The sequence below is a fragment of the Achromobacter animicus genome (genome assembly GCF_902859585.1).
Taxonomy (GTDB): domain Bacteria; phylum Pseudomonadota; class Gammaproteobacteria; order Burkholderiales; family Burkholderiaceae_B; genus Achromobacter; species Achromobacter animicus.
Genome location: NZ_CADIJM010000018.1, coordinates 1 through 24,858, shown reverse-complemented (window position 1 = coordinate 24,858; position 24,858 = coordinate 1). Strand labels below are relative to the sequence as shown.

Below are 24,858 nucleotides of genomic sequence, written 5' to 3'. Positions count from 1 at the left end.
ACCTCTCATGCAGTCAGACTACGGAGTCAACAGGATGTCCCAGGAAGTCATACGCGGCATTGCGCTGCCCCCGCCCGCGCAACCGGGCGATCCCTTGGCCCGCGTCGATACGCCCAGCCTGGTGCTGGACCTGACGCCCTTCGAGGCCAACCTGCGCGCGATGCAGGCCTGGGCCGACCGCCACGACGTGGCGCTGCGGCCGCACGCCAAGGCGCACAAGTGTCCGCAGATCGCCCTGCGCCAGCTTGAACTGGGCGCGCGCGGCATCTGCTGCCAAAAGGTCAGCGAGGCCCTGCCCTTTGTGGCTGCCGGCATCCAGGACATCCACATCAGCAACGAAGTCGTCGGCCCCGCCAAGCTGGCGTTGCTGGGGCAGTTGGCACGCGTGGCGAAGGTCAGCGTGTGCGTGGACAACGCGCACAACCTGGCGCTGGTGTCGCAAGCCATGGTGCAGGCCGGCGCGCAGATTGACGTGCTGGTGGAAGTGGACGTCGGCCAGGGCCGGTGCGGCGTGTCGGACGACGCCCTCGTGCTGGCGCTGGCGCAGCAGGCGCGCGACCTGCCGGGCGTGAACTTCGCCGGTTTGCAGGCTTATCACGGGTCGGTGCAGCATTACCGCACGCGCGAGGAACGCGCCGAGGTCTGCCGCCAGGCGGCGCGCATCGCGGCGTCTTACGCGCAGTTGCTGCGTGAGAGCGGCATCGCCTGCGACATCATCACGGGCGGCGGCACGGGCAGCGCCGAATTCGATGCGGCCAGCGGCGTCTACACCGAATTGCAGGCCGGTTCCTATGCCTTCATGGATGGGGATTACGGCGCGAACGAATGGGACGGCCCGCTAGCGTTTGAAAACAGCCTGTTCGTGCTGGCCACCGTCATGAGCAAGCCGGCGCCCGACCGGGTGATCCTCGATGCGGGTCTGAAGTCCACCACCGCCGAATGCGGCCCGCCCGCCATCTTCGGCGAACCGGGGTTGACCTACACCGCCATCAACGACGAACACGGCGTGGTCCGCGTGGAGCCGGGGGCGCAGGCGCCTGATCTGGGCGCGGTGCTGCGACTGGTGCCGTCGCATGTCGATCCCACGTTCAACCTGCATGACGGGCTGGTGGTCGTGCGCGATGGCGTGGTGGAAGATATCTGGGAAATCGCGGCGCGCGGGTTTTCGCGCTAACGAAAAAAGGCCGGCGCGCCGTCAACGCGCCGACCCTTCGATGCAGGCAGCCAGCCCCTACTTGGCCTGGTTCTGGATCTTCTCCCCGCCACGTTCGATGTCCTTACCGGCACCTTCCATCGTGTTGCAGCCGGCGGTCACGGCGGAGATCGCAAGCAGCATCGCAAGCCAAATACGGTGGGTCATTTTCTTCTCCTTCGGGCGTTTCGTTGGACGTTGCGGGTCATGCCAATTGGCAGCCGCGATTACTTGTCCAGCAAGTCCCGTGCCTGATCCTTGGCCTCGCCCACATTGCGCTGCACTTTGCCCTCGGTTTTCTCGATTTTCCCTTCTGCCTCGGTCTTGGTGCTGCCGGTCACCTTGCCGGCCGTTTCCTTCACGGCGCCCTTCACTTCCTTGACGGCGCCCTTGATGCGGTCCTTATCCATGTCATCGCTCCTTATCGCTCAGGTTGCGTGAAACCGCGCCGGAGAAAAACTACAAATCGGCTGCGGACAACCCCAATATAGGAACCGCGCCCAACCCGCGATAGAGGCGCATGCACCGGGTCAGGTGGTGCATTTTTACCGGTCGGCCGCCAGATCTGTCATCCCTAAAAATTGCCGCAGCTCTGGCGTGGCCGGCGCGGTAAAGAGCTCGTCCGGCGGTCCGATCTCGTGGACCCGGCCCTGGTGCATGAACACCACCCGGTCGCAGACCTCCCGCGCAAAACGCATCTCATGCGTCACCATCAACAGCGTCATCCCGTCGGCGGCCAATTCCCGCACCACCGCCAGCACTTCGTTGACCAGCTCCGGATCCAGCGCCGACGTGATCTCGTCGCACAGGAGCGCCAGCGGCTGCATCGCCAGCGCGCGCGCAATCGCCACCCGCTGCTGCTGTCCGCCCGATAATTCGTCGGGCCACGCGTCGAACTTGTGCGCCAGTCCCACCCGGGTCAGCATGGCGCGCGCCATGTCCTCGGCCTCGCGCTCGGGCACACGCTTGGCCACCATGGGCGACAACATCACGTTGCGCCCCACGGTCAGGTGCGGAAACAGGTTGAACTGCTGAAAGATCATGCCCACCTTCAGCCGCAGCGCACGCAGCCGCAGCTCATCGTCGCCCAATTGCGCATCGGCCACCATGATCGCGCCGCCGTCGATCTGCTCCAACCCGTTGATGCAGCGCAGCAGCGTGCTCTTGCCCGAGCCGCTCTTGCCGATGATGGCAATCACCTCGCCAGGATCGACGCGCAGCGTCACGCCTTTCAGCACTTCGTTGTCGCCAAACCGCTTGCGGACGTCTTCAAGGGCGATGAGGGGCATGCAACTTCCTTTCCAGCCGGAGGCTGAGGCGCGACAGGGGCCAGCACAGCGCGAAATAGATCAGCGCCGCGCAGGCATAGACGGTGAAGGGACTGAAGGTGGCGTTGGTGATCACCGTGGCCGCCTTCGACAGTTCCGTGAAACCGATGATGGACGTCAGCGCCGTGCTCTTGACGATCTGCACCGCAAAGCCCACGGTCGGCGCCACTGCAATGCGCAACGCCTGCGGCAGCACCACATACCGCATCTGCTGTACGTAGCCCAGCGCCAGGCTGGCCGACGCTTCCCACTGTCCCTTCGGTATGGCCTCCACGCAGCCACGCCAGATCTCGGCCAGAAACGCGCCCGCCCACAACGTCAGCGCCGCGCCCGCGGCCAGCCACGGCGGCACCTCCACGCCGATCAGCGACAGGCCGAAGAACGCCAGGAACAGCTGCATCAGCAGCGGCGTACCCTGGAATAGTTCGATGTACGCCCAACTGATGCGCCGCATCGCGGCCACGCGCGAAGTGCGCATCATCAGCGCCAGCACGCCCATCAGCGCCCCGCCCGCAAAGGCTGCAAGAGACAGGATGATCGTCCAGCGCGCCGCCAGCAGCAGGTTGCGCACGATGTCCCAGGTGGAAAATTCGATCATCGTGCCGCCTTGCGGAACAGCCGCCGCCCGGTCATGCGCAGGATCTGCCGCAGCAGCACCGCCAGCGCCAGATAGATGCCGGTCGTCACGAGATACACCTCGAACGCCCGGAAATTGCGCGACTGGATGAAGTTCGCGGCAAACGTCAGGTCCTCCGCCGCGATCTGCGAGCACACCGCCGATCCCAGCATCACGATCACGATCTGCGACGACAGCGCCGGCCAGATCCGCATCAGCGCGGGCATCAGCACGATGTGCCGGAACACCTGCAGCCGCGACAGCGCAAGGCTCGCGCCCGCCTCATACTGTCCGCGCGGTGTGGCGTCGATGCCGGCGCGGATGATCTCGGTGCTGTAGGCGCCCAGGTTCAACGCCATCGCCAGGCACGCCGCCTGCATCTCCCCAAGCTGGATGCCCAGCGACGGCAGGCCAAAGAACACAAAAAACAGCTGGATCAGAAACGGCGTGTTCCGGATCAGCTCGACATACGCGGTGACCGGCGCGCGCAGCCACGCCGGCCCCTGCGTGCGCACCCACGCGCACGCGATGCCGATCGCCACGCCCGCCACCGCGCCGAACGCAATCAGTTCGATCGTCACGCCGATGCCCTTGAGCAGCACCGGCGTGTACTCGAACACCGAGGCGAAGTCGTACTCGTAAGCCATGACGGCCGCCGCTCAGGCTACAGATCCTTGGGCAATGCGGCGCCCAGCCATTTCTGCGAAATCGCCGACAGCGAGCCATCCTGCTTGGCGGCCGCCAGAATGTCGTTCACGCGGGCGCGCAGCTTCGGTTCGTCCTTGTTCAGGCCGATGTAGCAAGGCGAGTTCTTGATCAGGAATTTCGTTTCGGGCTTCTTGGGCGGATTGCGCGCCAGGATCGCCGCGGCCACCACGTTGCCCGTCGCGATCATCGGCACCTGGCCCGACAGGAAGGCCGTGATCGTGCCGTTGTTGTCCTCATAACGTTTGACCGTGGCGGACTCGGGCGCAATCTTGGTCAGCTCGATGTCTTCCACCGCGCCGCGCGTCACGCCGATGGTCTTGCCGGCCAGATCCGCGGCGGACGAGACCTTCAGGTCCGCCGGGCCGAACACGCCGTTGAAAAACGGCGCGTACGCTTCAGAAAAATCGATGGCCTTCTCGCGCTCGGCATTCTTGCCCATGCTGGAGATCACCAGATCCACCTTCTTCGTCTGAAGGTAAGGCACGCGGTTGGCGCTAGTGACCGGCACCAGTTCCAGCTTCACGCCCAGTTGCTTGGCGATGAGCTGTGCCGTGTCGATGTCATAGCCCAGCGGCTTCATGTCCGAGCCCACCGACCCGAACGGCGGAAAGTCCTGCGGCACGGCGATCTTGATGACGCCCGCCTTGACGATATCGTCCAGCGCGTCGGCGTGCGACACAGGGGCGGCCAGCAGGGTGGCGGCGGCGCAAAGGGACAGCAACAGGGATCTGCGTTTCATGAGGAACTCTCCAGGGCCCGCACTGCCCGGCCGGGTCAATGCGTTGCACACCAAGTCGGTATACAAAGCGAGGAGATGCAAGTTCTGTGCCATGCCAGCTGCGCGGGGAAGCGGCGGGGTCGGTGCGTGTTTTGCCCCGTTCTGGTGCGCCTGATGCGCCGTCGGCGGGCGCGGCGGCACTGGTTTGGATCGCGCCGGCCACGTGGGGCTATTCGAAAACCGGTGTCTGACACCCGGCAAGCGCGGCGGCAGACTCAAGGCCGTCTCACTGGGTGTCAGACACCTGCCAAGCGGAGTGTCTCAGCAGGAAGGTGTCTGCTTAGCAGGAAGGTGTCTGACACCCCATAAGCAAATCGGCAGGCTCAAGCTGCCCCCACACGGGTGTCTGACACCTGGCAAGATGCCGCCCACCCACACAAGAACCGCGGTGTCCAACCCCCGCCAAGCGTCCCAATACCCCCCAACAAAAAAAGCCGCCCCTATCCAGGGACGGCTTCCAACAACATCAATCGCAACCCGCGCTCAATCCACCTGTGCGCCCGACTGCTTGACCGCCTTGCCCCACTTCTCCACTTCCGAGGCGATAAACGTCCCGGTCGCCTCAGGCGTCAGCGGCATCGGTTCCGCACCGCGATCCCGGAAGAACTTCTGCATCTCCGGCGTATTCAACACCTGCCCGATCTGCTTGCTAAGCGCATTGGTTATCTCCGCAGGCGTCCCCTTCGGCGCCAACACCGCCGCCCAGCCGATCGCCTCAAACCCCGGATAACCCGACTCGGCCACCGTCGGCACGTTAGGCAACTGCGGCAACCGCTTGGCCGTCGTCACCGCCAGCGCTACCGCCTTCTTGCTCTGCACGTGCGGCAAACCCGCCGTTACCGAGTCCACCATCAGCGGCACCTGATGCCCCAGAAAATCCGCCTGCGCCGGACCGCTGCCCTTGTACGGAATATGGCGAATATCAATATCCGCCGCCGCCTTGAACATCTCGGCCGACAAATGCTGCGTGCCGCCAATTCCGGCGCTGGCATACGCCAGCTCGCCCGGATTCGCACGCGCCTGCGTCACCAGTTGCTGCAGCGACGTAATCCCCGACGCCGGCGTCGCCAGGAACATCAGCGGCACCGAGAACACACCCGACACCGGCGCAAAGTCCTTCGTCAGGCTGTAATTGATGGTCTTGTACAGCGTCTGGTTCACCGCCGCCGCGCTGCCCGCGATCACCAGCGTGTAGCCGTCCGGCGCTGCGCGCGTGGCCTGCTCCATGCCGATATTGCTGCCCGCGCCCGCGCGGTTCTCCACCACGATCGGCTGCTTGACCGCCGCGCCCAGCTTTTCAGCCAGCGCACGGGCAAAGATGTCGGTCGCCTGCCCCGGCGGGAACGGCACGATCAGGCGGATGGGACGGTCGGGAAATTCCGCATGGGCGGGCGTCATGGCGGCGGCCAACGCCAGGCCGGCGGCAAGACTGGAAAGAATACGTTTCATGATTGGTCAGTAAAAAGCGACGGCGGACGGCGCGCGAGGGGCGCATCGCCTGCATAAAATAGAGCGCCCGCGCTGGCAGCCCTTGTGAGGCCGGCCCGGGGCAGATCGGAGGGGTAGCGTCACGATAGCATCCCCCCGTCGGTGCTACATTTGCCTTTTCGCGCTTCCCCCGGGGAAGTTCCCCGAAATTCCCTTCATCCCCTGTCCTTACATCCCGCAGGAACCGCCATGGAATTCAGCCAGTTCAACGTCAACACCCTCATGGAGATCACCTCCCGCCCGGACCTCGTGTTCGTCAGCGGCAAGGGATCCTGGCTGGAGGATCACGCGGGCAAGCGATATCTGGACTTCGTGCAGGGCTGGGCGGTGAACACCCTGGGCCACTCCGCGCCCGAAATGCAGCGCGCGCTGGTCGAACAGTCGCAAAAGCTGATGAACCCGTCGCCGGCGTTCTACAACATCCCCTCGATCGAGCTGGCCCAGCGCCTGACCGGCGCGTCCGACTTCGACCGTGTCTTCTTCGCCAACAGCGGCGGCGAAGCCAACGAAGGCGCCATCAAGCTGGCGCGCAAGTGGGGCCAGGTCAAGAAGAACGGCGCCTACAAGATCATCACCATGAACCACGGCTTCCACGGCCGCACCCTGGCCACCATGTCCGCCTCGGGCAAGCCGGGCTGGGACAAGATGTTCGCCCCGCAGGTCGAAGGCTTCCCCAAGGCCGAACTGAACGACCTGGAATCCGTGCGCAAGCTGATCGACGACAAGACCGTCGCCATCATGCTGGAACCCGTCCAAGGCGAAGGCGGCGTGCTGCCCGCCACCAAGGAATTCATGCAAGGCCTGCGCAAGCTGGCCGACGAAAACCAACTGCTGCTGATCGTCGACGAAGTGCAAACCGGCATGGGCCGCACCGGCAAGATGTTCGCCTACCAGCACTTTGACGTCGTCCCCGACATCATGACGCTGGCCAAGGGCATCGGCGGCGGCGTGCCGCTGGCCGCCCTGCTGGCCCGTCAGGAAGTCAGCGTGTTCCAGCACGGCGACCAAGGCGGCACCTACAACGGCAACCCCCTGACCACCGCCGTCGGCGTCGCCGTCTTCGACGCGCTGGTCGCGCCGGGCTTCATGGACGCGGTCAACGCCCGCGCCAAGCAACTGTCCGAAGGCCTGCTGGCCATCTCGGCCAAGTACGGCATGAAGGGCGAACGCGGCATGGGCCTGCTGCGCGCGCTGGTCATGGATCGTGATGATGGTCCGGCGATTGTCGAGGCTGCGCGTAATCAGGCGCCGGAAGGTCTGCTGCTGAATGCGCCGCGTCCGAATTTGCTGCGCTTCATGCCCGCGCTGAATGTGACGGCTGAGGAAGTTGATTCGATGCTGAAGCAACTGGATGCGCTGATTGCGCAGGTGCGTAAGGCTTGATGAGGTTTTAGAAAGTAGTGAATGCAGGGGCCGCGATTATGCGGCCCTTGTTTTTTTTGGGTTGATTGGAGCGCGGTTGGGGTTGGGTATGCGGCCGCGGGTTGGGGACACGTTAAGGAAATCGAATGGACGCGAAGGAATTTGTCGGTAATTGGAATGCGCTGCGGGGCGAGCTGTTGGAGACGTTCATGGCGGCGGACGGCGGGAGCGCGGTCACGGCCAAGGTGCGGGGGTTGGGATTGTCGGCAGAGCAGCTTGAGGGTGTGCGTGGCGTTTTGGATCTGGCGCTGCGGGACACGATGTATTCGCTGCTGCTGGGGTTGGATGGGGCGGCGAGTATTGGCGATAGCCAGGGGCAGTTCACCATCGCGGGTGAGGATGGGGTGGTGATTGAGGATATTGAGTCGGAGGCTTGGGAGTGCTTCCATGGGGATTCGGGCGTTTGCGGTTGATTCGCTCGCCAACGCGCTGGGTTTTTCGGTCGCCGTAACGGGAGTTTGAAGATGTCCAAGTCGCCTGCTGATGACGTGGTGTCGATCTATCGGGAGCATGCCGACGCGTTCGTGCTGCAGCGAGGCAGGGGGCTGATCGAGCGCGCGTGGCTGGATGCGTTTCTGGCGCTGCTGCCGGGGACGAGTCCGCGGGTGCTGGATATTGGGTGCGGGTTTGGGGTGCCGATTGCTCAGTATTTGATTGAGCGTGGCTGCCGGATCACGGGTGTGGATACGTCGGTGCCGTTATTGAATCGGGCGAAGGTGGCGTTTCCTGAGCATCAGTGGATTGCTGGGGATATGCGCAAGATGCCGGTTGCGGGGCCGTTTGATGGGTTGATCGCTTGGCATAGCTTTTTTCATCTATCGCCAGAGGATCAGCGGGGGATGTTTGGGGAGTTCGGGCGGTTGGCTGGACCGGGGGCGGTGTTGATGTTTACCAGCGGGCCGGGGTTGGGTGAGGCGATTGGGGAGTTTGAAGGGAGGCCGCTGTATCACGGGAGTTTGGAGGGGACGGAGTATCGGGAGTTGTTGGGGGGGAGTGGGTTTGAGGTGGTGCGGCATGTGGTGGAGGATGCCGGGTGTGGAGGGGCGACGGTGTGGTTCGTCAGGCGGGTTGGGGAGAAAACATGACTTACCAGCAACGTTGCGAGGTCTGGATCGGGATCAAGCAGGTGCGTGCATCAGAAGCGGACGAATTGAGCGGGCAGCGCTGTTACGTCGTCTGATAGTGGGCCAACAGAATTCATCAATGCAGGGTGGCTCGCCACAATGAGCGGCTCATCGCCGCTGCCTTGAGCCAGGGCGTGTTTCGCAGGATGTTCATCGCGAACACTCAGCCATTCCTGGCATGGCGGCCAACCTCAACGCACTTGCTATTTATACGTAACTTACGTACATTGATGAAAGCCCTGTTCATAGAATTGCCCGCGTTCTCGCGCTATCGGGCCGAGTACCTGGATGACGACGCCTTTCTCGACCTGCAACACGCCATGATGAAGCGCCCCGCAGCGGGTGACGTCATTGAGGGCACAGGGGGACTGCGCAAGCTGCGTCATGGCGACCACCGCCGCGGCAAAGGTAAGCGCGGGGGGCTGAGAGTCATCTACTACTGGTGGGACGGCGGGTCGCAGTTTTGGCTGTTCACCCTGTTCGACAAGGACGAGATGAAGGATCTGTCCGCCAGAGCTAAACAGGCGCTCAAGGGCATGCTCGAATACGAAAGGAAGATTAGGTTATGAAGAAGCGTGACTTGTACTCGGAGATCGCCGAAGGGTTTGAGGCGCTAGCGGAGGCGCGGGAAGGCAAGCGGACGCTGCGCACGCATAAGGTTGAACTCAAGCCTGCGCCCGAAGTGACCGCAGAAGATTTGTTGGCGTTGCGAGAGCGGCTGAAGCTCTCGAGGCAGGTGTTTGCGCACTATCTTCGTACCAATCCTCGGACCGTCGAGAATTGGGAGCAAGGGCGCGCGAAACCGAATGCGCAGGCGGCGTTGTTGATACGCCTAGTGGAGAAGTTTCCGGATACGGTGGATCGGTTGGCGGAGGTGTAGCTGGCCGCAAACATCGAAGCTTCGGCGCTCTGCAGCATTGGTCATAGGCCGCTACGTCGGCTCATAACCCAAATGGGGACCGCTGGCCGTAGCAAACGTTCTTGCGCCAAATATGCGGCGATGTTGAAACGGCGATGGCCCTCAACCAACAGAAAGCTAGCGGGGTAAGGAAGCGGAGCTTCTTGCAGGAGCCTAATGTGATCGTCGCGGTTGTCCAACACGACAGGTGGAACGGGGAACGTTCCGTTCGCGGTCATGAAGCCTATAAGGCCTGGACCACCGAGTATTTTTCTGCAGTCGACTACTAGATAGCGGCCATGCTCGACGGCCCCAGCATGATCCGGGGAAAAATCTGTCCAGCCTGTGCGAATCTGATTGATTTGTTCCCTGGGCCACGCGGCAAGTTGGAATTGATAATTCGCGGAAGGCAGCCACCCAAATGGTGAATGACTCCAATGCCGATGGAGCCAACCCCGAGCGACCTCCTCAGGAACATTCGGAAATCGACTTTGGACACGGGTCCACCACTCATGAAATGGTGTGGCGACTGCTCCGCTATCCTCAAAATCCGGCGCTAAATCATCGGGATAATTGTCCATTTCTCATTTGATTTGTCGGCTACCTTTTCAATCTCGAAAAGAAAAAATTTCGTCGGGCGAACTGACGCCTGACAGCAAGACATCGTACGGGATTCGCCTTATATGCGTGAAGTAAAGATAGCTGCTACCACCGTAGTTCCGCGTATGCCCTGGAAATAGGGGTTTGGGCTGCGTGATCAAGCCAGTGGCCACAATGATCACCCCTTGCCTTGCGGGCTCCAACTTCCGCCAAATGTTCCGGCACTACTGCAGTATGGCTCAGTTGGGAAGCTGGCAAAGGCTTTGGCGAACTCGCCGCCACTCCTGGCGGCGTTTTCACGTCCTTACGTCTATACACGTTCCATGGAAGGCCCTGGGCTGAGGGCGTTCGCGCGCGCCGATTTCAGAAGACGTCGGTGGTGTCGCCTTCGAATAGACTTCGGGAAGGAAAGATCGGCATTTGTAGGTCAGCAGAATCAGCATTCGTTCAGTTGTCTTCCCGCGGTATTTATAACTTCGAGAGGGGTAAACCATTGAATTTCGACCAAGGCTTAGAAGAATCCTTGTCACCGCCTTTGTTCGATCCCAAAGTCAGGTTGCTTGCCGGCGTTTTGGCGGGGTACGACATGGGATGCACAGTAGCTATCGCCAGCGGTCTAATGACTGTTCCTGAGCTTCACGCGGCGTCACTACGCCTTGAACTTCTATCCCAGTTGGCGCTCGGAGCTTGTCGCGGGAAGAAGCGTCCCACCGTTAAGCACTTTGACACATGGTTAAACCGGCAGCTCGGCGGTTCAAACGTCGTGAGAATGGAAGATCCACCGGAAGACGTTTTTGTTCTTGGCATCGTAACCCGCTGGGGAGGATTCCAAATATTCCCAGGTCTCTGGGAAGAGGCGGATAAATCCATTCAGCTGCTTCTTGGCGCGTTGGACGCTGCACCGGAAGAAGTCAGTCGCTCTTGGATGGAACCAGTGCTCGGGTTACTGCGGCTTTCAAATGCCGTAGCGGAGCGCTCTGGGCTTCGAAGGTGGCAATCTGCAACGTCAATGCCTCGACGGCCGATTCAAATACATCGCTGTCCCGACATAAAGACGCTTGCGCGGCGAGTGACCTTCACGGTTCCCGACCTTGAAGAAATTGGCGTTGCTCCAGAAGCGCTGGCGCCGTTTCTTCTTGCAGATTCGGAAAATTCCGAATTGCTCCTGGACCCCAGTCAAGAGACGGTGCAGATGCGTCGTCCGCTATTGAGGGTGGGAGATGATTACATCTTAAGTTCGCCGAGCGCGGTCTCTTATGCCCTGCGGCATTTCATCATGTGTTGGGCTCAGGAGCGCCACCTGTCGCCGAGGTTGAAAGCAGCGATGCTCAAGTTTGCGCATGGACAGTTGATCAAGCTTGCGAGCAGGAAAAGCCGTCACGGCCCACAATTGTTGCGCCTTCCCTTTCATCTACAGGGCGTTGCTGGTATCTGCCGAAGCCTTGTTGTAGCTGTTGCGAGGCGCCACTTCCTGCACTACCTGGTGATCGGAACCGACCTGGACCGGCTTCTACGCGTCGGTTTAATCGCGCCGGACGAGTTCTCGCCGGATGAAGTGATACAGGTCGCGAAGCATGTGGAAGGCGTGCGTAAAGTCATCGAGGCGGCGGACTTCAGTGCTGGTCACACTGTCGTAGTCGGAGGACTTCTCGGCCAAGCCACCACTCTGCCAGACATATCCGAGCGTAAGGGTTGGTCCGCCGTAGGCTCCAGTCTAGGAGATCTCGCCATGTTGTTGCAGGACCCGGACAGTCCCCAGGACCGACTGTTTCACCTGCTCACGCAGAAAAAGTCACTCGGTGAGCAGGGCTACGAGCTTCCCAACTACAACGGACTTCTAAATCTCTATCAGTTCTGGCTGGAGCAGAACTTCAGTCTGCGCCTTTCACAAAGTCGACACGACCGCCCGGCTTACGTGCAGATCGGTACGGATTACGTTCGGACGTATCGCCAGACGCGTCGTCGTGCGCTCGACGACCACGCCGCTCAGCTCCCGGGGGAAGGTACGCTCACACATGTACAAATGTCCGATTCCCACGCAATTTATCGTTCGCTCAGAGGAATTCCCGCTTACGTTAGCGTCGATTCGGCCACTCAAGGCGAACTCGCGTTTTACATGTCGGTGACAGGGGCCACACTGTGGGTGAGGGTGAAACCACCGCAAGACAAAGAGGCCCGGAGGCCTGTGTACGAGTTATGGCAGTCCCTTCAGTTCCTCTTGTACCGCGCATTAATCCAGGGGGGGGCCATGTAGCGCTCTCAAAGAGCCTCTTTCTGAAGTCTGGTTGGACTTCTCGGGGTTGATAAATCAGCCGGATGCGAACAGCAGGGCGGACCTATCTTCAGGCATACATGTGGAATCTGGGAAAACTCCGGGAGCGGTTGAAGTTCGGATTGACTCGGGATTTCTGAGAAATTTTCTCGGTGTGGAGAATCAGGGAGAGGTTTTATTCCTCACGGCAGTGCTGCAGGCGATCGACATGCTAATGGTAAAAGGAACCGAAGACGTACTCTCTCTTGCGGACAGCGCTAGGGCAGCGCTGGGCGGGCCGTCGGCGAAGATCCTGCACACGTTGCGTATCTGGAACGACGTCGACAAGCTTCTTATATCTAACCCGGCGCCGACATATCAAACCCCGACTGACCGGATATCCGCGGCGCGACATGCCTCCTTTACCTGCCTGCCCTCTGTCAGTGCGGTAGTTCAGCTCGACGCCACGGCAACGTCGATTGCGATTAATTCCTGCGTTAACAAGCTCGTCTTTGAATTGCAGAGCAAGTTAAGGCAATGGGCTCGGCGCCCGACCATCGAAAAGCTTCTCGGATACAACGAAACGCTGCTTCGGGAGCGCGGAAGATGGAGGGCAAGTGCTCGGGCGGTGCGAGCGCTTTATGGACTCGACGAAGGTACGCGAACCGCTCAAGAAGCTGAGCAGGAACGGGCTCAAATGCAGCTCACGCTTAGGGCGCTTATTGAAGCGGCCACTTGCGAGTGCTCAGACACTTCAGATAAGGCACCGGATGACTTGCAGGTCGATGAGCTTGTCGGTTTGATGGTCAACCTGATTGACTTAGGGCGGAACTCGGATGTGATGCACTTTGGCCTAGCTAGAAGTGGCATGAAATTGCATCCGAATGGCTCCTACAGCCTCGGCGCCGAAATTCTAGCTGAGCTTGCGGAACCGTTCATGGCACACTCCTTTGGTGAGAGGTTTTCTGAGGCAGCCGCTGAGTATGAAAAGTTGGTTCGCATAGACGCTCCGGTGGAAGCAACCCCGGACGACTTTGTTTTAGATACACCCAAATTCTTGTTCGCCTGGGAAGAGGAGTACGGCATGACGTTTGAAGCGTTTCGCCACATAGCTGGAGCGCTACAAGACATCGCCGTCAAGAAGAACTTGGTTGTAGTCGACTGCACCAGTCATGCCCTCTTCGAAGCATCAGCAGCAAGCGGCGCCTCGTTGGCAGACGTCCACGCGTTCTTACATGCTTTCGGCCTGCCAAGGAGATTGGCTTGGCCGGCAAGCCCACCAGCATCCGCCCACCGGGATGTGATGCCTTGGCGGTTTGAAAGGCGGCTGTCAATTAGCCTTAGACCACTTGTACTTGATGACCCAGCGGGAACCACTTTCACATATGGTCTCGGAACCACTCGCGAGTCGCTGGCATACGTTTTGGAAAGTATCCAGCGCGCCTCCTTTGACAAGGATGTTTTTCACTCGAAAGCAATGCGGTCCTGGCTTGGTGGCCGCGTTGACGAGCTAGGAAGAAAGTTTTCTGAATCGGTCGCTTCGCGCCTACGTTTGCTAGGCTGGGAGGCTGAGACGGAAGTGAAGTTGACGCGGATAGGAGCACCAAAAAACCCTGATCTTGGTGACGTCGACGTTCTTGCTTGGCGGTCGGATGGGCGCGTGCTTGCCATTGAATGCAAACGTCTAAAGGCTTCCCGCTCGATTTCGGAGATTGCGCAGAACTGCAATCGATTTAAAGGCAATGTCGGCGACTTGCTCCATAAGCACCTTCGACGCAAGGGATGGTTGCAGACAAGTCCAGCGAAGTTGGCCAACTTCTGCAAGATTAGCGAGGCAGAGTTGGACGTCGACTATCCGCTAGTAGTCAATCAGGCGGTGCCGTTCAAGTACCTTTCCAGTTTGCCGATTCCGCCGTCAGACGTGGTTGTAGTGGATGCCTTAGAACTTTATCTGAGCGCGGCCTCAGATGCCTCTTTCCCCACCTAGACGAAGGCCATCTGGTTTCCAAAAGCAGGTCAATCTACGTCTAAGCCAGGGATAGGTACCCGGCGGAGCTATTAGACCGAGTGATCGCATGGGAAACAAGGTGCCAGTCGGTGAACGTTCGTAGAGGCCTGCTCGGGGCGATCTTCACCAATTGCAGCTTTGCTTCGCGCGGGCAGTGTCAGAGGTAGAGAGTATCGGCTGGATCGTCTGGGACGCTCGCTTACCGAGCCGCCAAATGGAGGGGGCTTGCCAAATAGAACCCGTAGTTGAACTGCCGGAGTGCACGATCATCGTATAAGCACTCGTCATGCAATCCCATTTGTTCCACTCGATGCATTCGGTCGACCACGTGATAAAGTCCGCCACCATGCTGCGGGTGGTTGTTCTTGAACAATCACCGAGAAAGACAACGGGAGGGCAGGCGAGTGAATGAACGCCAAGCGGTTCAACGTATCCGCGCTTACTTGACTAATGAGCTCCGCTATCCAACGGAACTGATTCAACAGGAGTACCGGACCAGCCGTAACGCGCATCTGGACTTGGTCGTGATGTTGGACGGTCGCATCGGAATTGTTTGCGAAGCCAAGCGTCTCGACAATTTGCCTCGCGACGCCAAGCTGCTTCCGTTCGACCCATTGATCCGCCAGGTCCAGTTTGCGGCGATCGAAGTCGGCGCGCGCTTCTTCCTAGTGTCTGACGGACTACAGATGCTATGGTTCGAGACCGACGAATCAGGCCGGCCCTTACCGCTGACGACGCCGAAAGCCTATCGTGATCTGGTGGATGTTGAATCCGATATTCAGTTGCGCGCAAGCCGGACAGCGGGAGTCAAGCGTACGTTACGCAACATCCTGGAGTTGTCTCGCCAACAACGGTGGTCGCCCGAAGCCCTAGTTCTAGTTCTATATGCACACTTGCAGCGGCGACGCGGTCGCGAGATATTCTGCGAACTGCTCATCGGCGGTTCCGATTTCGAGGCTGCGCTCGCTGTGGCCCGTTCGAAATGGCCGGATGTTTCAAACACGGGGTTCGTAGAGACGCTCGTCTTCGTGACTAGGCAGGATCTAACATCACCGCGCTCCTACGAGAAGGTGCTGGAACTACTCGATGCTTCGGAGCTGGATAAGCTCGCACCGGCCGATGCGCTGGCCCTACTAGACGATATTCTGGGTCGGTATCCGACAACATCCGGCGCAGCTCGATTGCCGCGCTGGACGGCGGATCTGCTTGTGCGGCTTGCTGGTATCGAACGTGGCCACCAGGTATTGGATCTTTATTGCGGCCTGGGTAACTTATCTGCCGCAGTGCGCTTGGAAGGAACCACCTCGCCCGCGCATATGATCCTGTCGGCTCGCCGTGCAACAGATGCCATGTGGGCCTGCGTTCAGCAGTTGATGTTCGGATCTGAATTGCCGTTGATTTCGATCTACGACCCGTTCGAATCTGCGCGACTAACGGACACCAATGACCGGGCAGCCGACCGAATCCTCCTGGCACCGCCCTTCGGGGTAGCCCTCCGAAATGAGCGATTTAGCGAACGGCGAGGCGGCGTGCTGTCGAGCGAGGAGGCCTATCTCCGCCATGCGCTAGAACGTCTATCGCCAACGGGCCGGATCGTTGCAATGCTGCCGAATGGACAATTAGGAAGTTCGGAAAGATCGCCGTTGCGTGAACTTCTGCTCCGCAACGGGCTGCAGGCCGTGCTTGATGTCGGTTCCTTCCTGCCCGATTCGGGCGCGGCAGCGAGCATTGTCGTGCTCGATAGATCCAAGCCATCAAGGGAGGAACTGTTCTTTGCGAAAGCACAGAATAGCGAGCGAAAGGACAGCTTTAATTGCACGTCACTGCCGGGGCTGGCTCATGTTTTGAAGCGTTTCGAAATGTGGATGCGTGGCGATGAAGTCGGGAACGACGACCTCGGCCTGACCGCGACGGCGGCCCCGGGTCAAGGCGTGCTGAGCGCCGGCCCGTACCTCGCTCGCGGAGCGCAACGGCAGCTTCCTCTCGCTTCCTTCAAGCATCATCCGCTGGAAGAAATCGCGCTCGTGACAAAAGGCGGTGCCATCCGTCGCTCGAAGGGCGCAGGCGATGTGTTGTTCATTGGACCGGGCGCCGTTCGTCCGCTGGAGATACAGCTGGATCCGCTAGACCGAGCGGATGAGGCCGAGGTGCTGCAATACCCTAAGGCGGTCGCCACCGAGGGCGATATCGTGCTGAACGGACTGAGCACCTACCTAGGAGCGGCCGCGCTCATCGAGAGCGGACAGTTTCCCATCAATCGACATATCTTCCGCATTCGCGCACATATTGCGTTCGTCCTGCCAGAGTACTTGGCGATCGCGATCAACAGTCGTTACGTTCACGAGGCCTTGATCGCAAGCGCCGGGGGAAGCGTAATGACGATGTTGAGGTTAGAGGTATTAAGGCGGGTTTTGATCCCCGTTCCTCCTCGGGATATTCAGGACGAAATCGTCCGTCGAGTCGCCCTAGCTAAGGAGGAGCGAGACATTGCCGAAAGCTCGCTTCGGGATAAGGAGCAAGCGCTTTCAGGCCTAGTGCGCAACCTCGACCTCGGAGTGAAGGTATGAAGTACCCCGTTCATGTCAGCGGTAGAGCGCTGGAGGGGACGCTCGATGCCGTGATCAAACTCCTTGGTGGCTCTCAGCACCTGCTGTTCGATGCTATGGCGCGGTTGACCAATGGCACGCCTTCGCACGTTGTCGCGCCGACCAGCCCGGTCGAATTCGCCCGCAAGCGAAACGAGATTGCGAGAATCTTTCAGTCTCCTATGATGCTGCGGGGCCTGGATATCGCATTGCAACTGTTCGAAGAGGTCTACCGTGAAGTCGAAGTGCAGGGCGGCGTTCCGGGCTACCGGCCGCAGGATTTGCTAGACGTATTGCGGATCGATACCGAACAGCCCGACGAAACAATCTCGCTTTCCACGGACATGCGTTGGGTCGTGGAATGGCCCATTCGCTTGCCGGCCGGTGGGCCTGAGACGCGTATGAGTTGCGATTGGCTGTCCCGCTCCTGGGGTATTGTGGTACCTCCGTACGTCGTCAACTATCTCTCAAGCGCCGCGACAGCGCGCCGACAGAAGCGCAACGACGCTGCCGTAGCACTTCTGTCAATCGCGGCCGAGGCGACTCTGCGGGACGTCCTTTCGAGCTATGGCTATTCGTTCACGCGGGGAGCGGGAACAAAGGACGTCTATGCTTACAGCCGCGCGCAAGTTACTGCGGACGTGAAGGCGGGAGCCTACATCGTGAAGTTTCACGACGAGATGCCATTGGGCGTCAACGATTTCAGCAGTTCGTTTTCCGGAGCACCAGTCGAGATAAAGCTGAAACGCGCACTGAAGAACATAAGCGGGTCGCGTATCTGTCTCAACCTTGCGGTGCCCGATGCGTTCCTCGATCACTGGTCAACTGCGACAGTGGAAAAGCTCGGCGTATCGACTGTTGGCGGTCTCGGAGCGGCGCTGAAAATCGCCCGAAATCAGGTGGCCTGTGTCACGGCTGAAGACCTTGCCTCGGACTTCGACGAAGTGCTGCAGGCAGTCCGAAACAACCTCGTGCATCTGTCGGGGGCAGCGCTCAACACGCCATTGCCGCGCTTCGACGTTATTAAGAGCGGCTTCGTCTTGCGGGACTTTCTGATGGACGACCTGCTGGTGCAGGACTTTGTCGCCGCTATTTCACGGTTCGTGTCTGTTCAATACGTCAAGCTACGTAGCTCTGGGACGCTTCATACGTAAGGTGCTTGGAAAATGCGCTGCAATAGCGCTAGGCCTTGCATACGCATGCGCGCTGAAGCCGCTTACGAAGCGGCTTCAGCAACCTGCCCATCACAACGGTCAGTGCTTTGGTCGACGCGATCAGCGCGTACTTCATACCGTGATCCGAATCTGCAGGCGCTTGTTGATCAGAGCATCAATATTTGCGATTACCAACTGAGTAAGTAGGGTGGCGACGTCTGATCGGGTAGACAGGCGGGCTTCTCAACGTTGCGCTCTATGGGCCGATCGCTGCCGTCCGCGTAGTTCGCAGGATGGCCACGTCCTTTCAGCAGTTCTTCGCCCTTTTGCCAACTTCCGCTCCAAGGCCGCAATTGTAGGTCTTGTAGCGGCCAAAAGCGGGCACCAATGACCGCATGCGCGTCCACCGATGGAACTGCGCCGAATAAGGCTCCTTTTGATGCACTGCCCATCGGGCCGACTAGGTAAATCATCTCCAGCTGTATGGCACCCTACCCTCGCACAGTCCCTCACAAATCCACGGCTCACCGCCTCTCGTTGCAGGCTATTACCCAACCCTCGTAGGCGGGGGCCCGGGCTTAAGGACCATCCAATACCGCTTCAAGTTATTTATTGCTCACCGCTGGATGACACACACCTTCGGGGGGCTCAGCAAGTGTCGCTTTCAGGCGCGATCACCGCGCATGTGTGATAAGGACGTATACTCGAATGTAAACAGAAATTTCTGGTATTAATTCGGACGTTAACAGACGAGCTCGAAGGCGCGTATGGACATTGACTCAGCGAGCAAAATTGCTCAAATCGGCTTCTACGTTGGCGGGTTAGTAGTTGCCGTTCTTACATATCGAAGAGCTAAGAGCACAATCCTCAATACGGTCAATACTGAATATCACAAAAAGGTAATTGAAAGCGTGGCTGCGCTTAGCGACGAGTTGTATCGGGAGTTTGACTTTTACTCCGACGCCGCATGGCACAAGCAGAACGATGTGAAGGAGATGGTAGCGCGACTAAATGAGGAATTGCTAGAAAACAAAGACGAATTTGTCAAGACTGGGGAATTGAGTAGTGGTATCCCGGTAAGCTCAAAACAGATGCAGCTTTCAAATCTTCTTCAAAAATATAAATCCGATCCATTTCTTCCCGAGAGCGTTCGGGCCAAGACGGTGGGCTTGTTAAAGAAACGCACCGAAGTAATGCTCCATGCGCAAATCGAGGTGCTTCAAAAGTACGTAGAGGATTTAGCCAAGGGAAAGCATTGGGATACGCTTGAAACCAATCATCATTGGATTCACAACCAGATAAATGAGCGTTTATACAAAGGTGGCGTGGGGGTGTCGCAAGTGGGAGAAGCTGTGCACGAAGTTCGCCTCGAAATTCAAAGATATTTCCAAAGATTTAACCCGGTCGCATAAGCAGGAGAAAGCGGGTGGCTTGAATCATTTCATCGTGTCTTACGCTGCGGTGAATTTGCCGAGCCGCTTATTCGTCTGAGCGCTTTTCTAGCCTTCCCTATCAGCGTCTCTGATCAGCGCAAGCTTTCGCGCAGTTTCGTTCCGAGGCAGACATAGGCTGAATGCCCAGTCGCCAATTTATCCATCCCTTTCCGACTAGAGTCGCACCACACCGTATACTCCCCCGACTACCGCAATCAACGGTGGTCCGGTGTGGAAGCCGGTAAATTCGTCGGTGCTGACCTCCGCGTCAGCACGCCTTCGCACGCCCCATGGGCGGGCCTTGGCAGGGGTGCGCTAGTCGTACGCCGGTTCCGACGATCCGGTCTTCCAACCTTGTCCTGTGCCCGCCCGCCCCATTTGGAAGTGGGGCAGCGGGATTTCCATATCGTCGGAGGAAGTCTATGCAATCCCACCCGCTCACCGATAACCCCTGGTCCGTCGACACCAATCCCGAACACGGCCTGGTTCCCCTTTCCAACCTCTACAACATCGACCGCGCCCGATACGCCATCGCATCGATCGCTCGCCTTGTCGGCAACAGCGCCTCCGAACCCAACGCCACCGGTGCGCAGCCGCTGGACGCATGGACCGTGACCGCCTTGTTGGGCGGCGTGGAAGGATTGTGTGAGCATATGGGCGTCATGACTGAGGCCATGCTGGAAACGGCACGAGCGTGCGCACAAGATGCCGATTGCGCCGACCCCACGCATGACGCGCCCGCGTCGATTCAGTAGGCGCTAAAACGGCTCGGGCCTGCCGCGATGTGCGACAGGCCCGAGCCGTTAGATTCAACGAAAACTTGCTCGATCTGAGGCGTTAATCGCTCCGAGGCGTCACGATTCACCCGCTTGCATGTTCTGACCGCTCCCATCCCCCGCCGTCACCAACGCATAATTGTACCCCCGCCCCGACCAATACCGCGCCACCAGCTCGCCATCCCTCCGGCTCCCCTGCGCCAGAAACTGCCCCCCCGGCCCAGGCGGCCGGATATAAAACGTAGCGCGCTGCCCCGCGTTCTCATAGATAACAAGCGCAGCCGGTCCCTGATCCGTAGCCAACAATCGCGCAGCAACAGGCCTAAACCCGCTATCGCTCAAATTGGGCAACCGCTCGGCATGCGCAAAGTACGCATCCAACCACCCCTGCAAATCCCCAGCATCCGCACGCACATCCGGCTGCGGCGCATCGGCTGACGCAAACAACCGATAGGCCTGCATCGCATCCTGCATCGGCAGCACCCGATTCGCCAAGGCCGTATCGCGAACGCTCCATCCCGTGACGCCGCCAATCGCCACCGCCACCACAAGACTAGCCGCCATCGCCATCCGCCGCCGCGTGCGAACGCGTAGCCCCGCGCGCACCGCAGCAGGATCCAACGCAGGATTACCCGGCAAACCATCCCCGCCGGCCCCTTCCCGCAGCCGCTGCGCATCCCGACGCCACGCCTCCAGCTCCTGCGCCTCATCAGGATGCGCCTGCAAATACGCCTGCAGCTCCTGCAACTGCGACGGATCCAACTGTCCATCCACATACGCATTACGCGTCAGATCATCAATAGCGCGTTCTTTCATTTCAATATCCTCAGACGAGCCTCGCCAGCCTGGCCCTCATGCAGTTCACGCAAGGCACTCCGCGCGCGGGACAGGCGCGACATGACGGTGCCTAGCGGTACGTCTAAAACATCGGCGACGGCCTTGTAGCTCATGCCTTCCACGCTGACCAGCCACAGCAGCGTGCGCTGCGCCTCGGGCAGGCGTTCGAAGACATCCAGGGAAGATCGCGCAATCACCTCTCGTTCGGCCGACGGCGCGGCGGCGTCGGAGCCGGCAAACCATGACAGCAGCCGCGCGTAGCGGCGCGAGCGGCGTTGGGAGTCCAGGAACTGGCGGTACAGGATGGTGAAGAGCCACGCGCGCACGTCGCCTTGCGGACGGCGGCCGCGCCAGCGGGTGAGCGCTCTTTCCAAGGTGGATTGCACCAGGTCGTCGGCCGCGACCGCATCGCGCGTGAGGCGCAGCGCAAAACGCCGCAAGCGCGGCAGTAGTTGGCGCAGCACGGCGTCGGAGAGTTCTTCCGTTGGCATCTCGTCGTCGGGGGATGCCGGCGCGTCGGGCGGCACGCGGACCGGTTGAATCATGGCGGGTTCCTGGGACAGGCCTGCGCAACCAGCTTACAGGTCAATGCAGTAAGACGCCGCCCCGGCGGGTTTATTCCATCGCGGAACAACTTTTTTCGCGCGGCGTCCTACAGGGGTATTCATCGCCCCATGGGCAAGGAGCCTTATGCAACAAGGATCTGACCGCAACGGCCCGCCGCCGGGTCAAACGCCACCGGGAAGCCAGCCGCCGGGCCGCCTCCCGCCGAATCGCCAACCGCCGGGTGCACGGCAACAAGACGGCCAGTCGCCGAAAGACCGGCCCCAGAAGCCCCGGCCGCTCACCACCCCGCAAACCCTCCTTCGCCTCACCGCAATCGGCGCCATCGTGCTCGCCTCCGGCGCCGCGTTCGCCTACGTGGGCGGCTGGCTCGACCCGCAGCGCCTGACGCCCGACCGCATCGTGAACGCCCTGGAAGCCAACAGCGGCGTCCACGAGGGCTTTCGGCGCAACCACGCGAAAGGCGTCTGTGTGATCGGTCGCTTTGAAAGCAGCGGCGCGGCACACGAGTTATCCACCGCCTCGGTGTTCGCGCCGGGCAGCACGCCGGTGGTGGGACGGCTGGCGCTGCCCGGCGGCAATCCTTACGCATCGGACTCCAGCGTACCGATCCGCAGCTTTGCCTTGATGTTCACGTCGGCCAATGGCGAACAGTGGCGAACCGGCATGAACAGCATGCCGGTGTTTCCGTTGTCGACACCGCAGGCGTTCTACGATCAGCAGCTTGCCGGCCGGCCCGATCCCAAGACGGGCAAGCCCGACCCGCAGCGAATGCAGGCCTTCTTTGCGGCGCATCCTGAAGCGGCGGCGTTCCTTGCGTGGGCCAAGACCGCCAAGCCTTCGGCCAGCTACGCCACCGAAGGCTATTACGGCCTGAACGCGTTCTACCTGATCGATGGGAACGGAAAGCGCCAGCCGGTGCGCTGGCAGTTGTCGCCGTTGGACGCCGCGGCGGCGCCTGCGGCGCAGCCGGGACACGATGCCGACTATCTGCAAACCGATCTGCAACAGCGACTGACCCAAGGGCCGTTGCGCTGGCGTCTGCTGCTTACGTTGGGCGAGCCCGGCGATTCCACTAGCGACGCAACGCGCCAGTGGCCGGCGGACCGGCCGACCGTCGACGCCGGCACCGTGGTGATTACCAGCAGCGCACCGCAAAGCGATGGACCCTGCCGCGACGTGAACTACGACCCGACGGTGTTGCCGCAAGGCATCGCTGTTTCCGACGACCCGCTGCTGGCGGCGCGTTCCGCGGCCTATGCGGCCTCTTATGAACGCCGCACGGGCGAAGGGCCGCCTCAAGCTGCCGCTGCGTCACCCCATTCGACTCAACCGGAGCGCGCCCAATGAACATGCAGCCCAATCAAACCCGCCGGCCGCCAGCCACGTTCAGCCTATTCGCACGCGTGCTGCATTGGTCGATGGCGGCCGGCATACTCGCGATGCTGTTCATCGGCGTGGGCATGGTGGCGTCGGTGTCCGAGCGGCATCAGTGGCTGGTGCAGATCCATAAGCCGTTGGGCTTGGCGTTGCTGGCGCTGGTGTGCATCCGGCTGGCCAGGCGTGTGTTCAAGGGCGCGCCCGCGTTGCCCGCTGATCTGCCGGCCTGGCAACGTCATGCGGCGCTGGCCTCGCACATTCTCCTGTACGCGCTGATGTTCGCAATGCCGCTGATCGGCTGGGCGATGCTGTCGGCGGGTGGCTATCCGGTGGTGGCGGGTGGTTGGCAGTTGCCGCCCATTGCGCCTGCGGATGCGGCGCTGTGCGCTTGGCTGCGGGGCGCGCATCGCTATCTGGCCTTCCTGCTGTTCGCGACGGTGCTGCTGCATCTGGCCGCGGCGTTGTTTCATGGCTGGGTGCGGCGGGATGGCGTGCTGGAAGCGATGACGCGGGGGCGTCCGGTGTCATCGCGCTGACGTGGGGAATGGGCCATGTGAGGCATCTTCCGTGGCCCATGCGATCAAAGCGCAGAGGGGGTGACACGAATTCAATTCGGCTTCCACGTCACGCCATCCTTTGTCCGATACTTCGGCGTTCCCGTGCAACATCCGCCAGCCCCAAGCGCCTGCCGCCCGATGAACGCCGTCACGCCGCCCTTCTCTTCCGTTAGCGATTGACTCAAGCATGACGTCGGCAAGGGATAGAAATCGCCTTCCAGCACCAGCGTCCAGCTCACGTTCTCGCCTTCGGCTGGATCTACCCGATACACCTTGCAGTTGTGCGCAAGCAGATGGATAGGCTTTCCCGCCAGCACGCCCTTGAACTGATGCTCAGCCGGCGCCTCACGCGTGGCGATAGTTTCAGCAGTGAGCTTCGACCCGGCCGGCGGTGGCGGCAGTTGGGGTTCGCATGCGGCAAGCAGGCTGGTCGCGCTTAGCGTCATTGCGACGCGGCGGGCGGAATGCTTCAGCGATGGTGTCATTTTCTTGGTGGCCATCCTCTTTAGACGCCAGGCCGACGCCACGCCGAACTTGGGTGACTTGAGCTTGGCGGTCGCTGGGTCGGTTGGGTTCTTAAGATTCTTATCTCGGTCGATGATGATTTGAAGCGTCTTGCGAGGCCCGTCCCCGTTCGGCCGCGCGGGCGGCCTCCGGTGACTTACGCGGCGTCTTGCGTCGTGGCGATGACGCTTCGCGTGTGGCTGCTTTTGCTCAAGGAGTCTGACACCTTGTCGAGATTCGCATCATACCTAGTGCATATCCCAAGTTTCCAGACGTCGCCAGCGGCAGACGCTCTCGGCAAATTCAGACAGGGCCAACATCAATCATCATTTAAACGCCAGTGCCCGAAGGGCGGCGCGTAAAGGTCGGCGCGATTCGTCTGAGCGCGGATGACCGGGCCAACTTTGGCTCACGCGGGCCAAAGTTGGCCCGATTTTTTTTGTTTGTTTTCAATCCATTGAAGAATCTCGGGCCACAAATGGCCCGGACTTCGGTTGAAAAAAGCACTTTCGCTGCTTTTGCGCCATTGAGATTGCCATGTTTAGCGGTGAAGCACCCGTAAGCAGTTGATAAGAAAGAACAACGGAAAGGACGCTTCCGAGTTGGCACAACGTTTGCATTGAGGCGATAGGTCATCACCGCCTACTGCCACACT

General features: G+C 60.4%; 24 protein-coding genes. 14 read left to right on the top strand and 10 right to left on the bottom strand.

The genetic code is table 11. The features are described 5' to 3' along the window. Positions 1–34: 34 nt before the first annotated feature. A complete protein-coding gene (locus HV681_RS24985) occupies positions 35–1,174 on the top strand; it encodes a DSD1 family PLP-dependent enzyme (RefSeq protein WP_175125812.1) in 1,140 nt (379 codons plus the stop codon). A 57-nt stretch (positions 1,175–1,231) separates the two neighbouring features. Here HV681_RS24985 and HV681_RS24980 read toward each other — a convergent pair whose 3' ends face one another. The 7 genes from HV681_RS24980 to HV681_RS24950 form a co-directional block, all read right to left on the bottom strand. Next, a complete protein-coding gene (locus HV681_RS24980) occupies positions 1,232–1,360 on the bottom strand; it encodes an entericidin A/B family lipoprotein (protein ID WP_056565839.1) in 129 nt (42 codons plus the stop codon). A 59-nt stretch (positions 1,361–1,419) separates the two neighbouring features. Beyond that, the gene (locus HV681_RS24975) at positions 1,420–1,602 is read right to left on the bottom strand and encodes a CsbD family protein (protein WP_056565837.1); all 183 of its coding nucleotides are present in this window, start codon (positions 1,600–1,602) and stop codon (positions 1,420–1,422) included. Between the two features lie 135 nt (positions 1,603–1,737). Then, positions 1,738–2,481, bottom strand: coding sequence for an amino acid ABC transporter ATP-binding protein (locus tag HV681_RS24970; protein WP_175125811.1), 744 nt, complete (start codon positions 2,479–2,481; stop codon positions 1,738–1,740). Beyond that, positions 2,462–3,118, bottom strand: a complete 657-nt coding sequence (locus HV681_RS24965) for an amino acid ABC transporter permease (protein WP_175125810.1) — start codon at positions 3,116–3,118, stop codon at positions 2,462–2,464. The genes HV681_RS24970 and HV681_RS24965 overlap by 20 nt, the downstream gene beginning before the upstream one ends. After that, on the bottom strand, positions 3,115–3,783 hold the full coding sequence (locus tag HV681_RS24960) for an amino acid ABC transporter permease (RefSeq protein ID WP_175125808.1): 669 nt from the start codon (positions 3,781–3,783) through the stop codon (positions 3,115–3,117). The genes HV681_RS24965 and HV681_RS24960 overlap by 4 nt, the downstream gene beginning before the upstream one ends. Before the next feature lie 17 nt (positions 3,784–3,800). Further along, the gene (locus HV681_RS24955) at positions 3,801–4,583 is read right to left on the bottom strand and encodes a transporter substrate-binding domain-containing protein (protein WP_105236847.1); all 783 of its coding nucleotides are present in this window, start codon (positions 4,581–4,583) and stop codon (positions 3,801–3,803) included. Between the two features lie 522 nt (positions 4,584–5,105). Then, a complete protein-coding gene (locus HV681_RS24950; RefSeq protein WP_175125806.1) occupies positions 5,106–6,071 on the bottom strand; it encodes a Bug family tripartite tricarboxylate transporter substrate binding protein in 966 nt (321 codons plus the stop codon). Positions 6,072–6,299: 228 nt separating this feature from the next. Here HV681_RS24950 and HV681_RS24945 point away from each other — a divergent pair, with 228 nt between their 5' ends. From HV681_RS24945 to HV681_RS24895, 11 genes are all read left to right on the top strand, one after another. After that, positions 6,300–7,493, top strand: coding sequence for an acetylornithine transaminase (locus HV681_RS24945; protein ID WP_056327713.1), 1,194 nt, complete (start codon positions 6,300–6,302; stop codon positions 7,491–7,493). A gap of 125 nt (positions 7,494–7,618) precedes the next feature. Next, positions 7,619–7,945 (top strand): hypothetical protein, encoded by a 327-nt coding sequence (locus tag HV681_RS24940; RefSeq protein ID WP_175125804.1) that lies wholly within the window; start codon positions 7,619–7,621, stop codon positions 7,943–7,945. Between the two features lie 51 nt (positions 7,946–7,996). Next, a complete protein-coding gene (locus tag HV681_RS24935) occupies positions 7,997–8,617 on the top strand; it encodes a class I SAM-dependent DNA methyltransferase (protein ID WP_175125801.1) in 621 nt (206 codons plus the stop codon). Positions 8,618–8,886: 269 nt separating this feature from the next. Next, the gene (locus HV681_RS24930) at positions 8,887–9,225 is read left to right on the top strand and encodes a toxin (RefSeq protein WP_175125799.1); all 339 of its coding nucleotides are present in this window, start codon (positions 8,887–8,889) and stop codon (positions 9,223–9,225) included. Beyond that, positions 9,222–9,536, top strand: a complete 315-nt coding sequence (locus tag HV681_RS24925) for a helix-turn-helix domain-containing protein (protein ID WP_175125796.1) — start codon at positions 9,222–9,224, stop codon at positions 9,534–9,536. Before HV681_RS24930 ends, HV681_RS24925 begins: the two co-directional genes overlap by 4 nt. Before the next feature lie 1,111 nt (positions 9,537–10,647). Further along, complete coding sequence (locus HV681_RS24920) at positions 10,648–12,408, top strand: anti-phage protein Upx-like protein (protein WP_175125794.1); 1,761 nt, start codon at positions 10,648–10,650, stop codon at positions 12,406–12,408. Between the two features lie 31 nt (positions 12,409–12,439). Next, the gene (locus tag HV681_RS24915) at positions 12,440–14,392 is read left to right on the top strand and encodes an anti-phage protein Upx-like protein (protein ID WP_175125792.1); all 1,953 of its coding nucleotides are present in this window, start codon (positions 12,440–12,442) and stop codon (positions 14,390–14,392) included. A gap of 425 nt (positions 14,393–14,817) precedes the next feature. Continuing rightward, the gene (locus tag HV681_RS24910) at positions 14,818–16,980 is read left to right on the top strand and encodes an N-6 DNA methylase (RefSeq protein WP_175125790.1); all 2,163 of its coding nucleotides are present in this window, start codon (positions 14,818–14,820) and stop codon (positions 16,978–16,980) included. Continuing rightward, positions 16,977–18,152 (top strand): hypothetical protein, encoded by a 1,176-nt coding sequence (locus HV681_RS24905; protein ID WP_175125788.1) that lies wholly within the window; start codon positions 16,977–16,979, stop codon positions 18,150–18,152. Before HV681_RS24910 ends, HV681_RS24905 begins: the two co-directional genes overlap by 4 nt. A 767-nt stretch (positions 18,153–18,919) precedes the next feature. After that, positions 18,920–19,564 carry a hypothetical protein gene (locus tag HV681_RS24900; protein WP_175125786.1) on the top strand — a complete coding sequence of 215 codons (645 nt, stop codon included), beginning with the start codon at positions 18,920–18,922 and terminating at the stop codon, positions 19,562–19,564. A 443-nt stretch (positions 19,565–20,007) separates the two neighbouring features. Next, positions 20,008–20,340, top strand: coding sequence for a hypothetical protein (locus HV681_RS24895; protein WP_175125783.1), 333 nt, complete (start codon positions 20,008–20,010; stop codon positions 20,338–20,340). Positions 20,341–20,439: 99 nt separating this feature from the next. Here the strand turns inward: HV681_RS24895 and HV681_RS24890 are convergent, their stop codons facing one another. Together HV681_RS24890 and HV681_RS24885 are read right to left on the bottom strand one after the other, a co-directional pair. Further along, positions 20,440–21,177 carry an anti-sigma factor family protein gene (locus tag HV681_RS24890; protein WP_175125782.1) on the bottom strand — a complete coding sequence of 246 codons (738 nt, stop codon included), beginning with the start codon at positions 21,175–21,177 and terminating at the stop codon, positions 20,440–20,442. After that, complete coding sequence (locus HV681_RS24885; protein ID WP_205736559.1) at positions 21,174–21,689, bottom strand: sigma-70 family RNA polymerase sigma factor; 516 nt, start codon at positions 21,687–21,689, stop codon at positions 21,174–21,176. The genes HV681_RS24890 and HV681_RS24885 overlap by 4 nt, the downstream gene beginning before the upstream one ends. Positions 21,690–22,077: 388 nt before the next feature. Here HV681_RS24885 and HV681_RS24880 point away from each other — a divergent pair, with 388 nt between their 5' ends. After that, positions 22,078–23,112, top strand: a complete 1,035-nt coding sequence (locus tag HV681_RS24880) for a catalase family peroxidase (RefSeq protein WP_175125854.1) — start codon at positions 22,078–22,080, stop codon at positions 23,110–23,112. Positions 23,113–23,114: 2 nt separating this feature from the next. Next, positions 23,115–23,678: a cytochrome b gene (locus HV681_RS24875; protein ID WP_437340402.1), complete on the top strand. Its 564-nt coding sequence runs from the start codon at positions 23,115–23,117 to the stop codon at positions 23,676–23,678. A gap of 71 nt (positions 23,679–23,749) precedes the next feature. Here the strand turns inward: HV681_RS24875 and HV681_RS24870 are convergent, their stop codons facing one another. Continuing rightward, positions 23,750–24,199 carry a hypothetical protein gene (locus tag HV681_RS24870; RefSeq protein WP_254594284.1) on the bottom strand — a complete coding sequence of 150 codons (450 nt, stop codon included), beginning with the start codon at positions 24,197–24,199 and terminating at the stop codon, positions 23,750–23,752. Positions 24,200–24,858: the final 659 nt, after the last annotated feature.

Coding starts and splice junctions, on each gene's coding strand:
- HV681_RS24985 (WP_175125812.1), top strand. CDS start 35: ATGTCCCAGGAAGTCATACGCGGCATTGCGCTGCCCCCGCCCGCGCAA.
- HV681_RS24980 (WP_056565839.1), bottom strand. CDS start 1,360: ATGACCCACCGTATTTGGCTTGCGATGCTGCTTGCGATCTCCGCCGTG.
- HV681_RS24975 (WP_056565837.1), bottom strand. CDS start 1,602: ATGGATAAGGACCGCATCAAGGGCGCCGTCAAGGAAGTGAAGGGCGCC.
- HV681_RS24970 (WP_175125811.1), bottom strand. CDS start 2,481: ATGCCCCTCATCGCCCTTGAAGACGTCCGCAAGCGGTTTGGCGACAAC.
- HV681_RS24965 (WP_175125810.1), bottom strand. CDS start 3,118: ATGATCGAATTTTCCACCTGGGACATCGTGCGCAACCTGCTGCTGGCG.
- HV681_RS24960 (WP_175125808.1), bottom strand. CDS start 3,783: ATGGCTTACGAGTACGACTTCGCCTCGGTGTTCGAGTACACGCCGGTG.
- HV681_RS24955 (WP_105236847.1), bottom strand. CDS start 4,583: ATGAAACGCAGATCCCTGTTGCTGTCCCTTTGCGCCGCCGCCACCCTG.
- HV681_RS24950 (WP_175125806.1), bottom strand. CDS start 6,071: ATGAAACGTATTCTTTCCAGTCTTGCCGCCGGCCTGGCGTTGGCCGCC.
- HV681_RS24945 (WP_056327713.1), top strand. CDS start 6,300: ATGGAATTCAGCCAGTTCAACGTCAACACCCTCATGGAGATCACCTCC.
- HV681_RS24940 (WP_175125804.1), top strand. CDS start 7,619: ATGGACGCGAAGGAATTTGTCGGTAATTGGAATGCGCTGCGGGGCGAG.
- HV681_RS24935 (WP_175125801.1), top strand. CDS start 7,997: ATGTCCAAGTCGCCTGCTGATGACGTGGTGTCGATCTATCGGGAGCAT.
- HV681_RS24930 (WP_175125799.1), top strand. CDS start 8,887: ATGAAAGCCCTGTTCATAGAATTGCCCGCGTTCTCGCGCTATCGGGCC.
- HV681_RS24925 (WP_175125796.1), top strand. CDS start 9,222: ATGAAGAAGCGTGACTTGTACTCGGAGATCGCCGAAGGGTTTGAGGCG.
- HV681_RS24905 (WP_175125788.1), top strand. CDS start 16,977: ATGAAGTACCCCGTTCATGTCAGCGGTAGAGCGCTGGAGGGGACGCTC.
- HV681_RS24900 (WP_175125786.1), top strand. CDS start 18,920: ATGGACATTGACTCAGCGAGCAAAATTGCTCAAATCGGCTTCTACGTT.
- HV681_RS24895 (WP_175125783.1), top strand. CDS start 20,008: ATGCAATCCCACCCGCTCACCGATAACCCCTGGTCCGTCGACACCAAT.
- HV681_RS24890 (WP_175125782.1), bottom strand. CDS start 21,177: ATGAAAGAACGCGCTATTGATGATCTGACGCGTAATGCGTATGTGGAT.
- HV681_RS24885 (WP_205736559.1), bottom strand. CDS start 21,689: ATGCCAACGGAAGAACTCTCCGACGCCGTGCTGCGCCAACTACTGCCG.
- HV681_RS24875 (WP_437340402.1), top strand. CDS start 23,115: ATGCAGCCCAATCAAACCCGCCGGCCGCCAGCCACGTTCAGCCTATTC.
- HV681_RS24870 (WP_254594284.1), bottom strand. CDS start 24,199: ATGGCCACCAAGAAAATGACACCATCGCTGAAGCATTCCGCCCGCCGC.